This window comes from Agromyces cucurbitae, assembly GCF_058349945.1.
The window spans coordinates 661,024-678,635 of record NZ_JBYRES010000003.1 but is presented as its reverse complement, the minus strand read 5'-3'; the positions used below and the strand labels follow the sequence as shown (position 1 = coordinate 678,635).

Annotated in this window: 20 protein-coding genes; 11 read left to right on the top strand and 9 right to left on the bottom strand. The window is 71.7% G+C overall.

From position 1 onward, the window contains the following. Nucleotides 1-397: 397 nt before the first annotated feature. Nucleotides 398-2,551, top strand: a complete 2,154-nt coding sequence (helR, locus tag AC3RJ6_RS14440; protein ID WP_491427769.1) for an RNA polymerase recycling motor ATPase HelR — start codon at nt 398-400, stop codon at nt 2,549-2,551. 3 nt (nt 2,552-2,554) lie between these two features. Here helR and AC3RJ6_RS14435 read toward each other — a convergent pair whose 3' ends face one another. Beyond that, on the bottom strand, nt 2,555-3,061 hold the full coding sequence (locus AC3RJ6_RS14435; RefSeq protein WP_491427768.1) for an O-acetyl-ADP-ribose deacetylase: 507 nt from the start codon (nt 3,059-3,061) through the stop codon (nt 2,555-2,557). A 52-nt stretch (nt 3,062-3,113) separates the two neighbouring features. Further along, nucleotides 3,114-4,334 carry a globin domain-containing protein gene (locus tag AC3RJ6_RS14430; RefSeq protein WP_491427767.1) on the bottom strand — a complete coding sequence of 407 codons (1,221 nt, stop codon included), beginning with the start codon at nt 4,332-4,334 and terminating at the stop codon, nt 3,114-3,116. 108 nt (nt 4,335-4,442) lie between these two features. Between AC3RJ6_RS14430 and AC3RJ6_RS14425 the strand changes: the two genes are divergently transcribed. The 4 genes from AC3RJ6_RS14425 to AC3RJ6_RS14410 all read left to right on the top strand — a co-directional run bounded on the left by AC3RJ6_RS14425 (nt 4,443) and on the right by AC3RJ6_RS14410 (nt 8,735). Then, complete coding sequence (locus tag AC3RJ6_RS14425) at nt 4,443-5,057, top strand: helix-turn-helix domain-containing protein (protein ID WP_491427766.1); 615 nt, start codon at nt 4,443-4,445, stop codon at nt 5,055-5,057. Between the two features lie 130 nt (nt 5,058-5,187). Beyond that, on the top strand, nt 5,188-6,417 hold the full coding sequence (gene rlmN / locus AC3RJ6_RS14420) for a dual-specificity RNA methyltransferase RlmN (protein WP_491427765.1): 1,230 nt from the start codon (nt 5,188-5,190) through the stop codon (nt 6,415-6,417). A gap of 120 nt (nt 6,418-6,537) precedes the next feature. Continuing rightward, entirely contained in the window at nt 6,538-7,797 is a 1,260-nt protein-coding gene (locus AC3RJ6_RS14415) for a Fic family protein (RefSeq protein WP_491427764.1), read from the top strand. A 140-nt stretch (nt 7,798-7,937) separates the two neighbouring features. Further along, complete coding sequence (locus AC3RJ6_RS14410; RefSeq protein WP_491427763.1) at nt 7,938-8,735, top strand: ABC transporter ATP-binding protein; 798 nt, start codon at nt 7,938-7,940, stop codon at nt 8,733-8,735. 152 nt (nt 8,736-8,887) lie between these two features. Here AC3RJ6_RS14410 and AC3RJ6_RS14405 read toward each other — a convergent pair whose 3' ends face one another. From AC3RJ6_RS14405 to fdxA, 3 genes are read right to left on the bottom strand one after another with little or no spacing between them, the layout of a single operon-like run. Beyond that, nucleotides 8,888-9,520 (bottom strand): superoxide dismutase, encoded by a 633-nt coding sequence (locus AC3RJ6_RS14405; RefSeq protein ID WP_491427762.1) that lies wholly within the window; start codon nt 9,518-9,520, stop codon nt 8,888-8,890. A gap of 53 nt (nt 9,521-9,573) precedes the next feature. Next, nucleotides 9,574-10,113, bottom strand: a complete 540-nt coding sequence (locus AC3RJ6_RS14400; RefSeq protein ID WP_491427761.1) for a flavin reductase family protein — start codon at nt 10,111-10,113, stop codon at nt 9,574-9,576. Then, nucleotides 10,110-10,457 carry a ferredoxin gene (gene fdxA, locus AC3RJ6_RS14395; RefSeq protein ID WP_491427760.1) on the bottom strand — a complete coding sequence of 116 codons (348 nt, stop codon included), beginning with the start codon at nt 10,455-10,457 and terminating at the stop codon, nt 10,110-10,112. The genes AC3RJ6_RS14400 and fdxA overlap by 4 nt, the downstream gene beginning before the upstream one ends. 81 nt (nt 10,458-10,538) lie before the next feature. Between fdxA and soxR the strand changes: the two genes are divergently transcribed. Next, complete coding sequence (gene soxR, locus AC3RJ6_RS14390; protein ID WP_491427759.1) at nt 10,539-11,021, top strand: redox-sensitive transcriptional activator SoxR; 483 nt, start codon at nt 10,539-10,541, stop codon at nt 11,019-11,021. A 398-nt stretch (nt 11,022-11,419) separates the two neighbouring features. Then, a complete protein-coding gene (locus AC3RJ6_RS14385) occupies nt 11,420-12,181 on the top strand; it encodes an aggregation-promoting factor C-terminal-like domain-containing protein (protein ID WP_491427758.1) in 762 nt (253 codons plus the stop codon). A gap of 132 nt (nt 12,182-12,313) precedes the next feature. On the opposite strand, the gene msrA is transcribed toward AC3RJ6_RS14385, so the two are convergent. After that, entirely contained in the window at nt 12,314-12,850 is a 537-nt protein-coding gene (msrA, locus tag AC3RJ6_RS14380; protein WP_491427757.1) for a peptide-methionine (S)-S-oxide reductase MsrA, read from the bottom strand. Between the two features lie 106 nt (nt 12,851-12,956). On the opposite strand from msrA, the gene AC3RJ6_RS14375 reads away from it, so the two are divergent. Continuing rightward, entirely contained in the window at nt 12,957-13,871 is a 915-nt protein-coding gene (locus tag AC3RJ6_RS14375) for a YihY/virulence factor BrkB family protein (RefSeq protein WP_491427810.1), read from the top strand. A gap of 31 nt (nt 13,872-13,902) precedes the next feature. On the opposite strand, the gene AC3RJ6_RS14370 is transcribed toward AC3RJ6_RS14375, so the two are convergent. Continuing rightward, nucleotides 13,903-14,154: a hypothetical protein gene (locus tag AC3RJ6_RS14370; RefSeq protein WP_491427756.1), complete on the bottom strand. Its 252-nt coding sequence runs from the start codon at nt 14,152-14,154 to the stop codon at nt 13,903-13,905. A 168-nt stretch (nt 14,155-14,322) separates the two neighbouring features. Between AC3RJ6_RS14370 and AC3RJ6_RS14365 the strand changes: the two genes are divergently transcribed. Genes AC3RJ6_RS14365 through ligD form a run of 3 tightly spaced genes read left to right on the top strand, consistent with a single transcriptional unit; the run spans nt 14,323 to nt 16,223 of the window. Then, complete coding sequence (locus tag AC3RJ6_RS14365) at nt 14,323-14,838, top strand: nitroreductase/quinone reductase family protein (protein ID WP_491427755.1); 516 nt, start codon at nt 14,323-14,325, stop codon at nt 14,836-14,838. Nucleotides 14,839-14,855: 17 nt separating this feature from the next. Next, nucleotides 14,856-15,134: a DUF2277 domain-containing protein gene (locus AC3RJ6_RS14360; RefSeq protein ID WP_491427753.1), complete on the top strand. Its 279-nt coding sequence runs from the start codon at nt 14,856-14,858 to the stop codon at nt 15,132-15,134. A 51-nt stretch (nt 15,135-15,185) separates the two neighbouring features. Further along, nucleotides 15,186-16,223: a non-homologous end-joining DNA ligase gene (gene ligD, locus AC3RJ6_RS14355; protein WP_491427752.1), complete on the top strand. Its 1,038-nt coding sequence runs from the start codon at nt 15,186-15,188 to the stop codon at nt 16,221-16,223. A 21-nt stretch (nt 16,224-16,244) separates the two neighbouring features. Here the strand turns inward: ligD and AC3RJ6_RS14350 are convergent, their stop codons facing one another. Next, nucleotides 16,245-16,889: a GTP pyrophosphokinase gene (locus tag AC3RJ6_RS14350; RefSeq protein WP_491427809.1), complete on the bottom strand. Its 645-nt coding sequence runs from the start codon at nt 16,887-16,889 to the stop codon at nt 16,245-16,247. A 211-nt stretch (nt 16,890-17,100) separates the two neighbouring features. After that, nucleotides 17,101-17,517: a YchJ family protein gene (locus AC3RJ6_RS14345; protein WP_491427751.1), complete on the bottom strand. Its 417-nt coding sequence runs from the start codon at nt 17,515-17,517 to the stop codon at nt 17,101-17,103. Between the last annotated feature and the right edge of the window lie 95 nt (nt 17,518-17,612).

Below are 17,612 nucleotides of genomic sequence, written 5' to 3'. Positions count from 1 at the left end.
CGGGTGCGATTCCCATGAAAGTCGCGCGTCGGGAGCGAGGCATCACATGAATGGGATGAATCGTGCGCGCCATCCGGGATGGGGCGCAGCCCGTCACGGTGCGGTGACGGCGGCGAGCGCCGCCGCCACAGCACCCGGCCCTCGACGAACCCGAGCTCCTCGTGCTGCGCGCGGATCGCGGGCGCCTCGTGCCGCACGATCGCGCGGCACAGCGTGCCGCCGGGATGGTCGAGCACGATCTCGGTGGTCATCGGGACGGGTGCGCGGAACTCACCGCGGATGTGCGAACGGCGGGAACGCCTCCCGCCCTCTCCAGTTTATCGGCGGGTGGGGGGCTTGCGGCAAGGGCCCCCGGCGGAGGCATGATTGACGCTTCCGTCCACCTGGAGCTGAGCATTTGACCCGTTCGTCGACCGACGTCTTCACCCTGCCCGACCGCCTCGCCGCAAAGGCCACGCCCGGATCGATCGGTGGCGACGAGCGGCACTTCGCGCGCATCGCCGCGACCCTCGCGAACCAGGCCGCCGACGTCGCCGGCCGGTTGACCGAACTGCGCGCCCTTCCCGCCCGCGGCGGAGAAGCGGCGCTCGAACGCGACCTCGAGATCCATCGGTCGAGCGCCCGGCTCCGGCTGCTGCAGCGATTCGGACTCGACCTCTGCCTCGGCCGCATGGTCCCGGCCGACGGCGCCGATCCCGTCTACGTCGGTCGAACCGGGCTCACGGGCGACGACGGCGAGCCGCTGCTCGTCGACTGGCGGGCTCCCGCCGCCGAGCCGTTCTTCGGCGCGACGCACGGCGATCCCATGGGGCTCTCGAGCCGGCGGCGGTACCGATGGACGGGCGGACGGATCACCGACTACTGGGACGAGGTCTTCACCCCGGGGCGCGGCGACGGCGGTCTCGCGCCGGACGACCAGTCGGCGTTCATCGCGAGCCTCGGCGTGAGCCGTTCACCGCGGATGCGCGACGTGCTCGGCACCATCCAGGCCGACCAGGACGCCGTCATCCGTGCCGGGTCGCGCGGGGCGCTCGTCGTCGACGGCGGCCCCGGCACGGGCAAGACGGTCGTCGCGCTGCACCGCGCCGCGTACCTGCTCTACTCCGACCCGCGACTCGATGCGCGACGTGGCGGGGTGCTCTTCGTCGGCCCGAGCCACGCCTACATGTCGTACGTCGACGACGTGCTGCCGAGCCTCGGCGAGGAGGGGGTGCGGATGGCCACGCTCGGCGATCTCGTCGACGAGGGCGCGGACGCGCGACCCGAGACCGACCGGGAGACCGCACGGCTCAAGGCGGCCGCCTCGCTCGTGGAGGCCGTGGAGGCCGCGGTCAGGGCGTACGAACGACCGCCGACCGACGAGCTCGTCGTCGAGACGCCGTGGTCGGAGCTGTCGGTGACCGCCGCCGACTGGGCGGAGGCGTTCGACGCGCCGGAGCCCGGCACGGCGCACAACGACGCGCGAGCGGAGGTCTGGGAGGCGCTGCTCGGGATCCTCGCCGACCAGCTCGACGCGGACGACCTGCCCGCTTCGCTCGTGCGTCGCGCGCTCGAGCAGCACGAGGAGCTCGTGCGCGTCTTCAACCGATCGTGGCCGCTCCTCGACCCGGCCGGCGTGGTCGCCGACCTCTGGTCGGTGCCGGACTACCTGCAGCGTTGCGCTCCGCAGCTCGCGCCGGCCGACGTCGAGCGCCTGCAGCGCGACGACCCCCGGGCGTGGACGGTCGCCGACCTCCCGCTGCTCGACGCCGCCCGCCGCCGTATCGGAGACCCCGAGGCCGCTCGCCGACGCCGCCGACGGCGGCTCGCCGCGGCGGCGGAGCGCGAGCAGCGCGAGCGGGTGCGCGACGAGCTCATCGCCGCCGACGACTCGGAGATGCTCATCATGTCAATGCTGCGCGGGCAGGATCTCGCGAACACGCTGGCCGACGACGACGATGGGATGCCGCGCACGGACCCGGAACAGCTCGCCGGCCCCTTCGCGCACGTCGTCGTCGACGAGGCCCAGGAGCTCACCGACGCCGAATGGCAGATGGTGCTCGCACGCTGCCCGTCCCGGAGCCTCACGATCGTCGGCGACCGGGCGCAGGCGCGCCACGGCTTCATCGAGACCTGGCGCGAACGGCTCGACCGCCTCGGAGTCCCGAACGTGCGACTCGCCGCCCTCGGCGTCAACTACCGCACCCCGCAGGAGGTCATGGACCTCGCCGAGCCGGTCATCCGTGCCGTCCTGCCCGATGCCAACGTGCCGACCTCGATCCGCCGCAGCGGGGTGCCGGTCGTCCGCGCCGGCGTCGGCGAACTCGGTGCGATCCTCGAGCGCTGGCTGCGCGAGCATGCCGAGGGCACGGCGTGCGTCATCGGCGCGCCCGGCCTCCCGAGCACGTCGCGCGTGCGTTCGCTCGCACCCGAGGGCGCGAAGGGACTCGAGTTCGACCTCGTCGTGCTGGTCGACCCCGACCGGTTCGGCGCCGGCATCGAGGGCGCCGTCGACCGCTACGTCGCGATGACCCGGTCGACGCGCGAGCTCGTCGTGCTCACGAGCGACTGACGTTCACGGTCGCTCGGCGAGCGCCGCCTCGATGCGCTCGAAGACCTCGGGATCGCGTGCGACGAGCCGCACGTCGTCGACGTGGGTGTCGGCGGCCTCGATCGTCTCGATCGCTGCGGCGATCGCGTCGTCGAGCGGCCAGCCGTAGATGCCGGCGCTGATGAGCGGAAAGGCGATCGAGTGCACCCCGAGCTCGTCGGCGACGGCGAGCGAGCGCCGATAGCAGGATTCGAGCAGCGAGCGATCGCGCTCGCCGGCGCGGTGGTTCGGCCCCACGGTGTGGATCACCCACGGGGCGGGCAGGGCACCGCCGGTCGTCCAACCCGCGTCACCGGTCGCGAGTCCGTAGGGGAAGCGTGCGATGCAGTCGTCGAGCACGGCCGGCCCGCCGGCGCGATGGATCGCGCCGTCGACGCCGCCTCCGCCGCGCATCGCGTTGTTGGCGGCGTTGACGATCGCGTCCACGCGCTGCTCCGTGATGTCGCCGAGGACGGCGGTGACGACGGCCATGCGTCCAGTCTGCACCGGGCGGCCCCGTCTGCGCGAGGCCGCCCGATGCCGATCAGGCCGGAACCGCCGACGGGTTCTGCGCCCAGAGGTCGGGTCCGAAGACCTCGTACTGGATCCGCTCGCTCGGGATGCCGCGGACCATGAGGGTCTCGCGCATGGCGCGCATGAAGGGCAGCGGACCGCACATGAAGACGGTCGCGTCCGTCGGCAGATCGACCTCGTTGAGGTCCATGAACCCCGGCAGTGCGGGGTGCAGGGTGGGCGCCTCGGCCGCGTCGCGCTCGTACCAGTTCTGGGCACGGGCGTCCTCCATGGCGAGCACCTGGCGTCGGAGCGAGGCGTACAGGGCGTGCGAGTCGTGCGCGCGATCCGCGTGGAACAGGCGAACGGTGCGGTGCGGCTGCGTGCGCGAGAGGTCCTCGAGGATCGCGGCGACCGGGGTGATGCCGATACCCGCCGACACGAGCACGAGCGGGGCGTCCGAGTCGTCGAGCACGACGTCGCCCGCGGGCTGCGAGACGTCGAGGATCGTGCCCGGACGCGCGTGCTCGTGCAGCCAGCCCGACACCTGGCCGTCGGGGGCGCCGTCGACGCCGCGCACTCGCTTGATCGTCACCCGCAGCGAGTCGCCGCGGGGACCCGAGGAGATCGTGTACTGGCGCGGCTGGCGCATGCCGTCGGACAGGTCGACCGCGATCGCCACGTACTGGCCCGTGTGATGCGCGGGCACGGCCCCTTCGGTCGGTGCGAGCACGAGCGAGAAGACCTCGTCGGACTCCTCGTAGCGCTCGACCACGCGGTACTTCCGCCACGGGTGTTCGGGGTCGGTGCCGCCGAGCGCGTAGAGCTTCGCCTCCTCGGCGATGAGCGAACAGCCGAACAGCCAGTAGACCTCGTCCCACGCCGACCGCACCTCGGGGGTGACCGCGTCGCCGAGCACGGTGCCGACGGCGTCGAGCAGGTGCTTGCCGACGATCGTGTACTGGCGGGCGGTGATGCCGAGCGACACGTGCTTGTGGGCGATGCGCCGCATGACGGGTGAGAAGTCCGGCGCGTCGGGGTCGATGAGCCGCACCGCGAATGCGACGACCGAGGCCGCGAGCGCCTTGGGCTGCTCGCCGACGGCCTGGTTCGCGCGGTTGAAGACCCGCAGGAGCTCGGGGTGGGCGGCGAACATCGCGGGGTAGAACACCCGCGTGATCTCCTCGGCATGCTCGGCGACCACCCCGGCGGTCGCGCGGACGATGGCTTCGGACTCGGCAGAGAGCTGCATGACGTACCTTCCAGGTTCGAGAGAACGCGTCCCTCCGAGTCTCGGACCGGAGCGCACCGTGCGCTCGCGGTTCCACCGGACTTATTCGACGCGACGTAGAATCAGTCCGTGCCACGTCGCGTCGGGGACTTCCGGGGACTCACCCAGCCGAGCCGCATCCGCCTCCTCCGTGCGATCCAGCGCGAGCCCGGTCGCCGGGCGGCCGAGCTGGCCGACGAGTGCGGCATTCCGACGAACACCGTGCGCGACCATCTCCAGGTGCTCGAGCGCGAAGGACTCATCCGGGGCGAGTCGATCCCGACGTCGTCGCGCGGACGTCCGCCGATCGGCTTCCACCCGGTGCAGGACGCCGCGACGAGCGCGGTCGCGGGCGACCGGATCGACGCCGCACGACGGCGTGGGCAACTGCTGCGCGCCGCCACCGGTTCGGGCGGGGTCGACCTCGACGACGCCGCCCGGACGCAGCTCGACGTGCTCTACGAGCATCTCGACGACGCGGGCCTCGAGCCCGAGGTCGACGAGGCCGCGCTCACCTTCGAACTCGCACCGTGCCGCTATCACGAGCTCATCGACGAGGACGTCGCCCTCGTCTGCTCGGTGCACGCGAGGCTCGTCGGCGACGTGCTCGGCCAGACCGGCGGCCCGCTCGCGCTCGAGAAGCTCGAGCCCTTCATCACCGGGCACCGGTGCAGGGTGGTGCTTGCGCGGCGCACGGTCGACTGACCGACCCGCCGACCGTCCGGCCGAGTCGTGCGATACGTGGAGCGTATGCCGGCGATGCTGTCCCCGCGACGATCGGCGCGTCCACGAGGCATCCAGCGTTCATGCGGCCCCGGCCGCGTACCCTTGGAAGGTGACGAACTCGACCGACCAGACCGCCGCCGACGCGGTGCGCCGCACGAAGCCCCGCCAGGTGCGCCCGGCCACCGAAGGCTGGGAGCAGAAGAAGGGCCCCGATGGGCGGCCGATGCTGCAGTTCGCCTCGCCCAAGCGCGGCAAGCCGCCCGTGCACCTCGCCGACATCGCGCCGGCCGAGCGCAAGGCGCACGTCGCCGAGCTGGGGTTCCCCGGCTACCGCGCCGCGCAGCTCGCCACGCACTACTTCGTGCACCACACGAACGACCCGGCGCAGATGACCGACCTGCCCGCGTCGTCGCGCGACGCGCTCGCCGCAGCGGTGCTGCCGAAGCTCCTGACCGAGGTTCGCCGGTTCACGACCGACAACGGCGACACCATCAAGTTCCTGTGGAAGCTGCACGACGGCGCGCTCGTCGAGTCCGTGCTCATGCGCTACCCGGGCCGGGTGACCCTCTGCGTGTCGAGCCAGGCGGGCTGCGGCATGAACTGCCCGTTCTGCGCGACGGGCCAGGCGGGGCTCACCCGCAACATGTCGGCGGCCGAGATCGTCGAGCAGGTCGTCATGGCGAACGCGGCGCTCGCTCGCGGCGAGCTCGGCGGCCGCAAGCAGGGCGACCACACGCCCGACCGCGTGTCGAACATCGTCTTCATGGGCATGGGGGAGCCGCTCGCCAACTACGCCCGCCTGATGTCGGCCGTGCGCACGATGCTCGCCCCGGCGCCCGAGGGCCTCGGCATGTCGGCCCGCGGCGTCACCGTGTCGACGGTCGGCCTCGTGCCCGCGATCAAGAAGCTCGCCGACGAAGACCTGCCGGTGACCTTCGCCCTCAGCCTGCACGCTCCCGACGACCAGCTGCGCGACGAGCTCATCCCGGTGAACTCGCGCTGGAAGGTCGACGAGGCGCTCGACGCGGCGCGCGCGTACTTCGACAAGACCGGCCGTCGCGTGTCGATCGAGTACGCCCTCATCAAGGACATGAACGACCACGGCTGGCGCGCCGACCTGCTCGCCGAGAAGCTCAACGAGCGCGGTCGGGGCTGGGTGCACGTCAACCCCATCCCGCTGAACCCGACGCCCGGCTCGATCTGGACCGCCTCCGAGAAGGACGTGCAGCAGGAGTTCGTGCGCCGGCTCGAAGCGGCCGGCATCCCGACGACGATCCGCGACACCCGCGGCAAGGAGATCGACGGCGCCTGCGGGCAGCTCGCCGCCGCCGACGCGTAGGGGTCGTCGGATGCCTCGTCGACGGCGTCGCGAGGCCGGACAGCCGTGGCATCCCCGCTGGTGAATCAACTTTAGTTCATCTAAAGTTGATTAAGGAGTCACCGGGCGGAAGGAGGCGCGATGGGGCGATTCATCGAACGCACCTGGCATCCGCAGGATGCCGGACACCTCAGCCGTCGCGACCGCGAGCCCGGCCGGTACCTCGCGTACGTGCCCGACGAGCTGGGCGACGCGCTGCCCGAGGTCGGCGCCGCCGCCCGCCAGGCCGCCGAGGACGCACTCGCCGTGCTCGCGCGCGCCGACGAGCGCATCGGGCCGCGGGGCGGGTACCTCAACCACCTGCTCATCCGCTCCGAGAGCATCTCATCGTCGTGGATCGAGGGCAATCGCATCACCCCGAAGCGGCTGGCGATCGCCGAACTGCTCGAATCGGGGCCGAAGGTCGCGCTCGACGTCGTCGCGAACGTTCGGGCCACCGAGCGGGCGATCGCCGGGCTCGCCGACCGCGGCCGCACGATCGCCGTCGCCGATCTCGTGCGGCTGCAGCACCTCATCGAGCCGACCTTGGCGCCGGGCCTGCGCACCGAGCAGAACTGGGTCGGCGGAGCGGGATGGAGCCCGCTGCGCGCGGACTTCGTGCCCCCGCCCGAATCGGAGGTCCCGCGCCTCGTCGAGGACCTCGCCCGGTTCGTCACGGCGACCGACGGCAACCCGGTCGTGCGGGCCGCGATCGCGCACGCGCAGTTCGAGACGATCCACCCGTTCATCGACGGCAACGGACGCACCGGGCGAGCGCTCATCCACACGGTGCTGCGTCGCGCTGACGCCGTGCGCAACGTGCTCGTGCCGATCAGCACGGTCTTCGCGGGCGACACGAACGCCTATCTCGCGGGTCTCACGGCATTCCGTGCCGACCGGCCCGCCCTCGACGACTGGATCATCGGATTCGCGCACGCGGCCGAGCTCGCCGCGGGCAACGCCGTGCGACTCGCCGACGACCTCGACCGGATCGACGAGGAGCTCATCGAGCAGCTCGTCGAGACGCGCCGTGCGCGCGGCGCCTCACCGGCACGCCCACGCAGCGACGCGGTGGTGCTCAAGGTGCTCGGCGACCTCGCCGCCGAACCGGTGCAGACGATCGACCTCGTCGCGTCGAGGCACGCGGTGTCGAAGGCGGCCGCGCAGCGAGCGCTCGCCGAGCTCGCCGACGCGGGGATCCTCGGTCGGAGCAAGGACCAGAAGGGGCGTCTCGTCTGCTGGACGGCCGACCGCCACCTCGCGCTCGTCGCGCTCACCGAGCGCAGCAATCGCGTGGGCGGCGGCGACACCCGCGAACGGGCGCCGCGGCTCGGGCCGCCGCGACCCGACCGGGTCGGCTGACGAAACGAGCCGGCCGAGCGGCGTGGCCCGGCGACGTGCCTCGATCCCGATCCGACCGAGAGAGAAATGACGACGATGCCCCGTTCCGAGCCGCCCCGAGCGCAGCACGCCGACATCATGCCCCGTCGCGAGGTGGAGGCGTGAGCGCGGCGGTGCTCGAACTGCGCGACGTGACCTTCCGGCGCGACGGCAACCCGATCCTGCACGGCATCGACCTCACCGTCCGCGCGGGCGAGCACTGGGCGCTGCTCGGTCCCAACGGCGCGGGCAAGAGCACGATCCTCGGCTTCTGCGGGGCGCGTAGCCACCCGACCTCCGGCACGGTCGAGGTGCTCGGCAGGCGCCTCGGGCGGGTCGACGTCCAAGAACTGCGTCGCGAGATCGGACAGGTCGACCCGAGGCACCCGCTCCGATCACCGCTCACGGTGCGCGACGTCGTGCTCACGGGGATCACCGGCAGCATCGAGACGCCGATGCGTTGGCGCCCCGGATCCGACGAGGTCGCGCTGGCCGACGCCCTCGTCGACGACGTCGGGCTCGCCGACCGGCGTACCGCGGTCTGGCCGACGCTCTCGCAGGGCGAGCGCGGCCGAGCGCTGATCGCGCGGGCGCTCGTCGCGCGTCCGCGGCTCCTGCTGCTCGACGAGCCGACGACCGGGCTCGACGTCGCGGCGCGCGAGCAACTGCTCGAGACGCTCGACGAGCTCGCGCACCGCACGCCCGACCTCGCGTCGATCCTCGTCACGCACCACCTCGAGGAGCTGCCCGAGACGACGAGCCACGCGCTCGTCATCGCTCACGGCCGGGTCGTCGCGGCGGCGCCGGTCGACGAGGCCGTGACGACGTCGACCATCACGCGCGCGTTCGAGCACCCGATCTCGGTCGTCCGGGAGGGCCGCAGATGGACGGCCCGGGCGACGCGCGGGGCGCGGACCTGACGGTCAGCGCCCCTGCAGCGCCGCGATGAGCGTGCCGATCGCGACGAGCACGATGATGCCGACCAGGCCCCAACGCCGCAGCTGCACGGCGAGCAGCGCCGCCGAGAGGCGCCGGCGACGCCGGCGCCTCGGCGGGCGCGGTGCGGGGGTGCTCAGACGGCACCCGGCACGATGAGGCCGCTCGTCGCCGAGCGGGCGCGGTCGAAGCGGGTCGCGACGTCGGCCCAGTTCACGATCTCCCAGAACGCCGTGACGTAGTCGGCGCGCACGTTCTTGTAGTCGAGGTAGTACGCGTGCTCCCACACGTCGAGCTGCAGGAGCGGCGTGACGCCGAGCGGGGCGTTGCCCTGCTGATCGAAGAGCTGGAACACGACGGGGCGCGCCCCGACCGAGTCCCACGCGAGCACCGACCATCCCGAGCCCTGCACGCCGAGTGCGGTCGCGGTGAAGTGCGCGCGGAACGCGTCGAACGAGCCGAACGCGTCGTCGATCGCCGCCGACAGCTCGCCCTCCGGCGCGCCGCCGCCGTCGGGCGACATGTTCTGCCAGAAGACGCTGTGGTTGATGTGGCCGCCGAGGTTGAACGCGAGGTCCTTCTCGAGCTTGTTGACGTTCGCCAGGTTGCCCGAGTCGCGCGCCTCGGCGAGTTGCTCGAGCGCGGTGTTGGCGCCGGTGACGTAGGCCTGGTGGTGCTTCGAGTGGTGCAGCTCCATGATCGTGGCGGAGATGTGCGGCGCGAGCGCCGCGTAGTCGTACGGCAGGTCGGGCAGGGTGTACGTCGACATTGCGATGTCTCCTTCTTCGGTGAGTCGCCGCCCGCGGTCGCGAACGGCGGGATTCAGAGTTCGGGGGCCCCGTGCTCGAGGCGGTGGAACCGGCGGTCGTGGTAGACGAGCGGGGGAGTGTCGGGGCCGGGGTGCACGTCGAGCACCTCTGCGAGGACGAGTGTCGAGTCCCCGACCGGCACGAGCTGCAGCGCGCGGCACCGCAGTGCCGACCGTGCCTCGGGGAGGATGGGCTCGCCCGTCGGCAGTCGGCTCCAGCCCTGGTCGGGCGTGAATCGCGGCGCCCCCGATCGCGCGAACGCGCGTGCGAGCCCGACCTGGTGGTCGGCGAGCAGGTGCACGACGAACGAGTCGGCGCCGAGCAGTGCGCCGGCCGAGCCGGTCGCCCGCGTCACGGAGAACGACAGCACGGGCGGGTCGGCGGCCACGGATGCGACGCTCGAGGCCGTGAGTCCGACGGGCCCCGTGGCCGTCGCGGCGGAGATGAGCGCGACCCCCGCGGGATGCACGCGGAACGCCGCTTTGAACGCCTCGGCGGTGACCTCCGTCGGCGCCGGCTCGTCGGCCAGCGCGGTGTGGCGTGCGGCGTTCACCCCTCGCCGCCCTGCGGGCCGAGCGCGGCCACGAGCGGGTGGTCGTAGGCGAGGGCGCCGGTCTTCGCGGCTCCGCCGGGGGAGCCGAGTGCAGGGGCGCCCCCCGGGGCGATCTCGAAGAACTCGACGTTGGCCTTGTAGTAGTCGGCCCATTCGTCGGGCAGGTCGTCTTCGTAGTAGATCGCCTCGACGGGGCAGACGGGCTCGCAGGCGCCGCAGTCGACGCACTCGTCGGGGTGGATGTAGAGGGACCGTTCACCCTCGTAGATGCAGTCGACGGGACACTCGTCGATGCAGGCCTTGTCCTTGACGTCGACGCAGGGAAGGGCGATCACGTAGGTCACACGATCACCCCGGAGTTGGAACGCATGCCACCAGCCTAAAACCTCAAGTAGCCTTGAAGTCCAATCGAGAGGAAGCCCGGCATGGCCAAGCACGCGCCCGACGAGTTGCTGACCGTCGGCGAGATGAGCCGTCGCACCGGTGTCGCGCCCTCGGCATTGCGGTTCTACGAGGATCTCGGGCTCATCGCCTCGCAGCGTTCGGGCGGCAACCAGCGCCGCTATCCACGGCACATGCTCCGGCGCGTCTCGCTCATCGTCGTCGCCAAGCGGCTCGGAATCCCGCTCGGCGACGTGCAGTCCGCGTTCGAGCACGTGCCGCTCGACACGACGCCGAGCCACGAGGACTGGCAGCGCGCCTCGCGGCGGTGGAAGCGGCAGCTCGAGGCGCGGCGCCTCGGCATCGAGCGGCTGGAGCGCGAGCTCACCGGCTGCATCGGGTGCGGATGCCTCTCGATGAAGGCGTGCGGGTTGCTCAACCCCGACGACGCGCTCGGGGACGACGGGGCCGGACCGCGCCGCCTCGGTCCCGAGTCGGTCGAGGAAGAGGTCGACGCGGCCGACTGAGCCGCGGCGGTGCCCTGCGTCCGTCGTGGGGTGGATGGCTCCGTGCCGGCACCGATGCGGGCGGTGCGCGAATGTGAGGCAGGCTCGCGTTTTGACGACTTTCACAGGAAGAAGTGAGGTTCTGTCCAGAACCCCTCGGCAGACTGGCCACTTCGCCCGGGCGCCCCCGCGTCCGAGGAACGTCGACCGAAGGTCCGGCCCGCGCTCGCGCGAGCAGTGCCGCCCACGTGAAAGTCATGCAGAACCAGTCTTCCTCCCTGAATACCCCTGACAATTCCCCCGAGAATGACTCCCGTCTCAGCCGTCGCGAGCGCCGTGCGCGCCGTGGCTGGCGGCGGGGCCCGGTCATCGCAGCCGGCGCCGTCGTCGCGGTCGGCGCCCTCGTCGGCTCGGGATTCATGCTGCAGTCGGCCGTCGCCGCGCAGAACGAGCGCATCGCCGCGACCGCGGAGCTGAGCGCCGCCACCGACCTCAGGGTCGAGCAGCTCGGCTCGCACTCGAACATCCTCGAGGCGCGCGCGGTGAAGACCGCCAAGGACACCCTGAGCGGCGCGAAGGACACGATCACCGCTGCGAAGGGCAAGGCCGACGCCAGCGAGCTCGCCTCGTCGGTCGCCGCGCTCGACAACTACCGCCTGCTCGCGCCCGAGCGCGTCTTCGAGCTCGCCGACGCGACCGAGTCGCACACGACCGAGGTCAAGAGCGCGATCGCGAAGGCCGACAAGATCGCGGCCGAGAAGAAGGCCGCGGCCGAAGCCGCCGCCCGCGCCGCCGCCGAGAAGGCCGCCGCCGAAGAGGCCGCGGCTGCGGCCGCGGAGGAGGAGTCCTCGGGCGGTTCCCGACCGTCGGGCCCCGCGAACCCGAGCGGCGCCCAGGCGATCGCGCGCGACATGCTCGCGGCGCGCGGCTGGGGCGACGACCAGTTCGGATGCCTCGTGGCGCTGTGGGACCGCGAGTCGGGCTGGAACGTGTACGCCTCCAACCCGTCCGGCGCCTACGGCATCCCGCAGGCGCTGCCCGGCTCGAAGATGGGTTCGGCCGGCGCCGACTGGGAGACCAACCCCGCGACGCAGATCGCGTGGGGCCTCGGCTACATCGCCGACCGGTACGGCAGCCCCTGCGGCGCATGGGATCACTCGGAGTCGGCCGGCTGGTACTGAGCCCGGCGCTCGCCGCGGCATCCGACCCGAACTCGACGAACGGGCCGCAGCAGACCGATCGGTCTGCTGCGGCCCTTCGCCGTTCTCGCAGCGGATGAGGCGCGTCGGATGACGCGCGTCAGGCGACGCGCGTCAGGCGACGGTGTCGGCCTGCACCGACGCGGCGTCGCGCTTCGGCAGCTTCCACCCCGGGCGCACGAAGTGGCAGGTGTACCCGTTCGGGTAGCGCTCGAGGTAGTCCTGGTGCTCGGGCTCGGCCTCCCAGAACGGGCCCGCGGGCGCGATCTCGGTGGTGGCCGGTCCCGGCCAGAGGCCCGAGGCGTCGACGTCGGCGATCGTCTCGCGGGCGACCTGCTCCTGCTCTGGCGAGGTCGGGAAGATCGCCGAGCGGTAGCTCGTGCCGATGTCGTTGCCCTGCCGGTTCCTGGTCGACGGGTCGTGGATCTGGAAGAAGAACTCGAGCAGGTCGCGGTAGCTCTCCTGCTCGGGATCGAAGACGATCTCGATCGCCTCGGCGTGGGTGCCGTGGTTGCGGTAGGTCGCGTTCGGCACGTCGCCGCCGGTGTAGCCGACGCGGGTCGCGAGCACCCCGGGGCGCTTGCGGATGAGGTCCTGCATTCCCCAGAAGCATCCGCCGGCGAGGATCGCGGTCTCGGTACGTACGCTCATGGTGTCTCTCCTGGTCTCTCGATGGGCGGGGCTTCGTACACGCCCGAATGCCTCAACAACAAGGGGCTGGTTCGTGTTCCGTTGCACTCGATAGCCTGACACGGTGATGGCGGGGGAGCAGCGTTCGTTCTGGCAGGGAGTGGTCCGCCGTGGTGAGCGGGTGTGGGAGTGGGCGCTCCGATTCACGCTGGTGCAGGCGATCGTGCGGTACTTCACGCTGCACGGCCCGATGCTCGCCGACAGCGTCACATACCGTGCGCTGTTCTCCGTGTTCGCGGGGGTCTTCCTCGGCTTCGCCGTCGCGGGTGTCTGGCTGGCGGGCAGGCCCGACGCGATCGAGGCCATCGTCCACGCGCTCGACTCGGTGATCCCGGGACTCGTCGGCGACGACGGCCTGATCACGCCCGAGCAGCTCGTGCAGCCCGTGACGCTCAGCGTCGCGGGCGTGCTGGCGCTCATCGGCCTCGTGGGCGCGGCGATCGGGGCGATCGGGTCGCTCCGGGTGGCGTTCCGCGATCTCGCCGAGCAGCCCGACGACCCGCGGTTCTTCGGCTGGCTGATGTTCCGCGACTTCGTGTTCGCGATCGGGTTCGGCGCCGCGTTCGTCGTCTCGGCGGTGATCATGGTCGTCAGCACCGCGGCCCTCGGCACGATGTTCGATTGGATGGGCGTCTCGGTGCGGTCGCCGTGGTACGACGCGCTCACCAGGACGGTCTCGGTGCTGCTGGCGTTCGCGATCGACGCCGGGGCGATCGCCGCGCTCTTCCGTCTGCTGTCGGGCATCAGGGTGCGAGCGGGCTCGCTCTGGCGCGGCGCGCTGCTCGGCGGCCTCGGCCTCACCGGACTGCAGGTGCTGTCGGGGCTGTTCGTTGGCGGAGCGATGGCGAACCCGCTCTTCGCGTCGTTCGCCGCGCTCATCGCTTTGCTCATCTGGCTCAACCTGTCGAGCCAAGTGATCCTGATCGCCGGCGCCTACATCATCGCCGACGACCGCGCGGTCACCGCCCGGCGATCGGCCTGACCGGCGGGCGGCGACGCGGTGCCGGGCACCGTCAGATCGGGAATCCCCGCCCCGGCGGGATGATCGCATCGGGCGCCACGATGTCGACCTCGTCCTCCTCCTCGATCTCGACGTCGCCCTCGTCCTGGTCGACGTCGACCTCGAGCGCCTGCGTGTCCTGCTCGGCGCTCAACGCCTCCGCGTGGTGGTCCCGCTCGGGTGTCGCGCTGCGCGCGTCCTCGGGCAGTTCGGAGTCGGTGTATTCGCCCTCGGCCGGTTCGCCGGGGCGCATCGGGTCGGTCATGGCTCCTCCGATCTCTCTCGTCTCCTTCCACGGTAGGTCGACGGCGGCCGTGGGCAAGGGGGTTGACCGACAGGCGGCCGGGCGGAGGCGTTGCGACGTGCCCGGGAGCCGGCGACCCGCCGCTCGCGGCCTCGACGCGGCGAGCGCTGGCCCTGCAGAATGGGCCGCATGCCCAGCGTCGTCCACCTCGTCAGATCCGTGATCTCGCCGCTCACGCGGACCCGCGTCTTCCGGTGGGCCGCGCCCCGGCTGCTCCCGCCGATCGAGCGCCTGATCGGGTGGGCGAGCGGTGGCCGGGTGCAGCTGAGCGCCCTCCTCGTGCCGTCGCTCGTGCTCCACACGGCCGGGGCGCGAACGGGCGAGCCCCGCGACACGGCGCTCATGTACACGCCCGACGGGCACGGCCGTGCGATCGTCGCGGGGACGAGCTTCGCGCGAGATCGGCATCCGGCGTGGACGTACAACCTGATCGCCCACCCGGCGGCGGCGATCACCGTGCGCGGCCGCCGGATGCCGGTGCTCGCGACCCGCATCGGCGACGCCGACCGCGATGCGGCGTGGGCGTTGATCGAGGCCCAGTGGCCGGGATATCGGGCCTACGAGCGGGAGTCGGGTCGCGTGGTGCGGCTGTTCCGCCTGCAGCCGGTGGTGCCGCCTCCGGAGTCGAGCGTTCCTCGGACATGAGGCGTAGGCTGCACGGCATGTGCAGGAACATCCATCCCCTCCACAATTTCGAGCCCGTCGCCACCGACGACGAGGTGCACGCCGCGGCACTGCAGTTCGTGCGCAAGGTGAGCGGGTCGACGAAGCCGTCGAAAGCGAACACCGAGGCGTTCGATCGCGCCGTCGAGGCGATCGCGCACATCACCCGGCACCTGCTCGACGAGCTCGTCACGAGCGCGCCGCCGAAGAACCGGGAGATCGAGGCTGCGAAGGCGCGGGCGCGCGCGGCGCGCCGGTACGAGTCGATCCCTGCCTGATGCGGTCGCCGGGGCTGCGCGACGTCGGTGCTTGCCGGTAGCGTCGCTGCCATGGCCGGTGACGCGATCGAGCTCCTTGTCCCCGGACCCGACGGCGAGCGCGCCGTGCGGGTCTCCAGTCCCACGCGGGTGATCTGGCCCGAGGCGGGCATCACGAAGCGCGAGCTCGCCGAGTACCTGGTCGCGGTCGGCGACGCGTTCATCGAGGCCAACGGCGATCGCCCGGTGTCGTTGCAGCGCTTCCCGGGCGGCGTCGACGGCGAGCAGTTCTTCTCGAAGAATCCGCCGAAGGGGGCGCCCGAGTGGATCCGCTCGGTGACCGTCACCTATCCGAGCGGGCGCAAGCACCCGCAGCTCGTGCTCGACGAACCGGCCGGTGCCGTCTGGGCGGCCCAGATGAACACCGTCGTCTTCCACCCGTGGGCGTCCCGCGCCGAGCAGAGCGACTTCCCCGACCAGTTGCGCATCGACCTCGACCCGCAGCCGGGCACGGGGTTCGCCGAGGCCGTGCCCGTCGCGTTCGCCCTTCGCGAGCTGCTCGCCGAGGTGGGCCTGACCGGGTTCGTGAAGAGCTCCGGCAGCCGCGGCATCCATGTCTTCGCACCCATCGAGCCCGAGCACGAGTTCCTCGACGTGCGGCACGCGGTGATCGCGCTCGGTCGCGAGCTCGAGCGCCGGCTGCCCGAACAGGTGACGACGAACTGGTGGAAGGAGGAGCGCGGCGACCGCATCTTCATCGACTACAACCAGGCGAACCGCGATCGCACGATGGCGGGCGCCTACAGTCCGCGTCCGCTGCCGCACGCGCCCGTGTCGTGTCCGCTCGACTGGTCCGAACTCGAAGGCACCGATCCCGCCGTCCACACGATCCGCACCGTGCCGCAGCGCCTCGCGGAGCGCGGCGACCCGTGGGCGGGCATGCACGACGAACCCGGCCGGCTCGGCACGCTGCTCGACTGGTGGGCGCGCGACCTCGACGACGGCCTCGGCGAACTGCCGTTCCCGCCCGACTTCCCGAAGATGCCGGGCGAGCCGACCCGCGTGCAGCCGAGCCGGGCGAAGAAGGTCGACGACGAGTCCGTCGAGTGAGGGCCGCCCGCCCGCGGCCGGTCAGACCGCGATGTCGCGTGGCACGCGCGGCAGCTGCGGCGCGCCGTGCACCTCGTGGTGCAGGCGCTCCATGCGCGCGTCGAGCTCCGACGCCGTGTGGGCCGCGTCGGTGAGCCCGTCGAGCAGTTCCTGCGGCACCTGCCGGTCGTACTTGTAGTAGATCTTGTGCTCGAGGCTCGCCCAGAAGTCCATCGCGATCGTGCGGATCTGCACCTCGACGGCCACCGGGTGCGGGCCGGTCGAGAGGAACACGGGCACCTCGACGATGACGTGGAGGCTCTGGTAGCCGTTCGGCTTCGGCTCCTTGATGTAGTCCTTCACCTTGAGCACGCGGATGTCGCGCTGCGCGGTGAGCAACTCGAAGATGCGGTAGGCGTCGGAGACGAAGCTGCAGGTCACCCGTACGCCGGCGATGTCGGTGATCGTGTCGCGGATCGTGTCGAAGTTCGGCTCGATGCCCTTGCGGGCCATCTTCTCGATGACGCTGTCGAGGCTCTTCAACCGGCTCGAGATGTGCTCGATCGGGTTGTAGTCGTGCGTCTGGTTGAACTCCTCGCGCAGGATGGAGAGCTTCGTGATGACCTCGTCCATGCCGAACTTGTACCGCAGCATGAAGCGCTCGGTCTCGTCGCGGAGCGCGCGCATCTCGTCGAGGGTCTGGCCGTCGATGGTCTCGAGCGTGCGCTGGGCACGTGCGGTGAGCATGGCCGGGGCGTCGGGACGCCTCGTGGGGCGAGTGCCGTCGAGCGGAGTCACGAGCACCACGCTAGGCGTCGAAGCTCTGGATTCGCTTTGATTCGCGGCGGCGTTCGCCCGCAGCGGAGCGGCGGCCGCCGCCGGTCGCCGCCGGTCGGCGTCAGTCGACCGCGTCGACGTAGCGCCAGCGCCCGTCGACGCGCGCGAACCGGCTCGTCTCGTGCTGGCGACCGCGCTCGCCGCCGTGGCGGTAGTGGGCCGTGAACTCCACGATGCCGTCGCGGTCGAACGGCCCGCCGCGTTCGGTGCGCTCGACGTCGAGTCGCAGCCAGCGGATGGAGGCGTCGAGCTCGAGCGTGGACGGGCGGGTCGCCGGGTGCCAGGTCTCGAGCAGGTACGCCGCTGCGCCGATCGCGAATGCCGTGTAGCGCGACCGCATGAGCTGCACGGCGGTCGGTGCGGTCGTCGCGCTGCCGATGAACCGATCGCAGCATTCGCCGAACGCGAGTCCCGACAGGCAGGGGCAGCGATCCGTCGCCGACGGAGCGGCGAACGAGGCGGAATCGGCTGGGAGCATCCTCCGAGTATCGCGCGTTTCGCAGCGGTATCCATGAACCGCACAGGCAGAACTGAGGATCCATCCAGAATCGGAGGGCAGGGTGTCTGACTTGT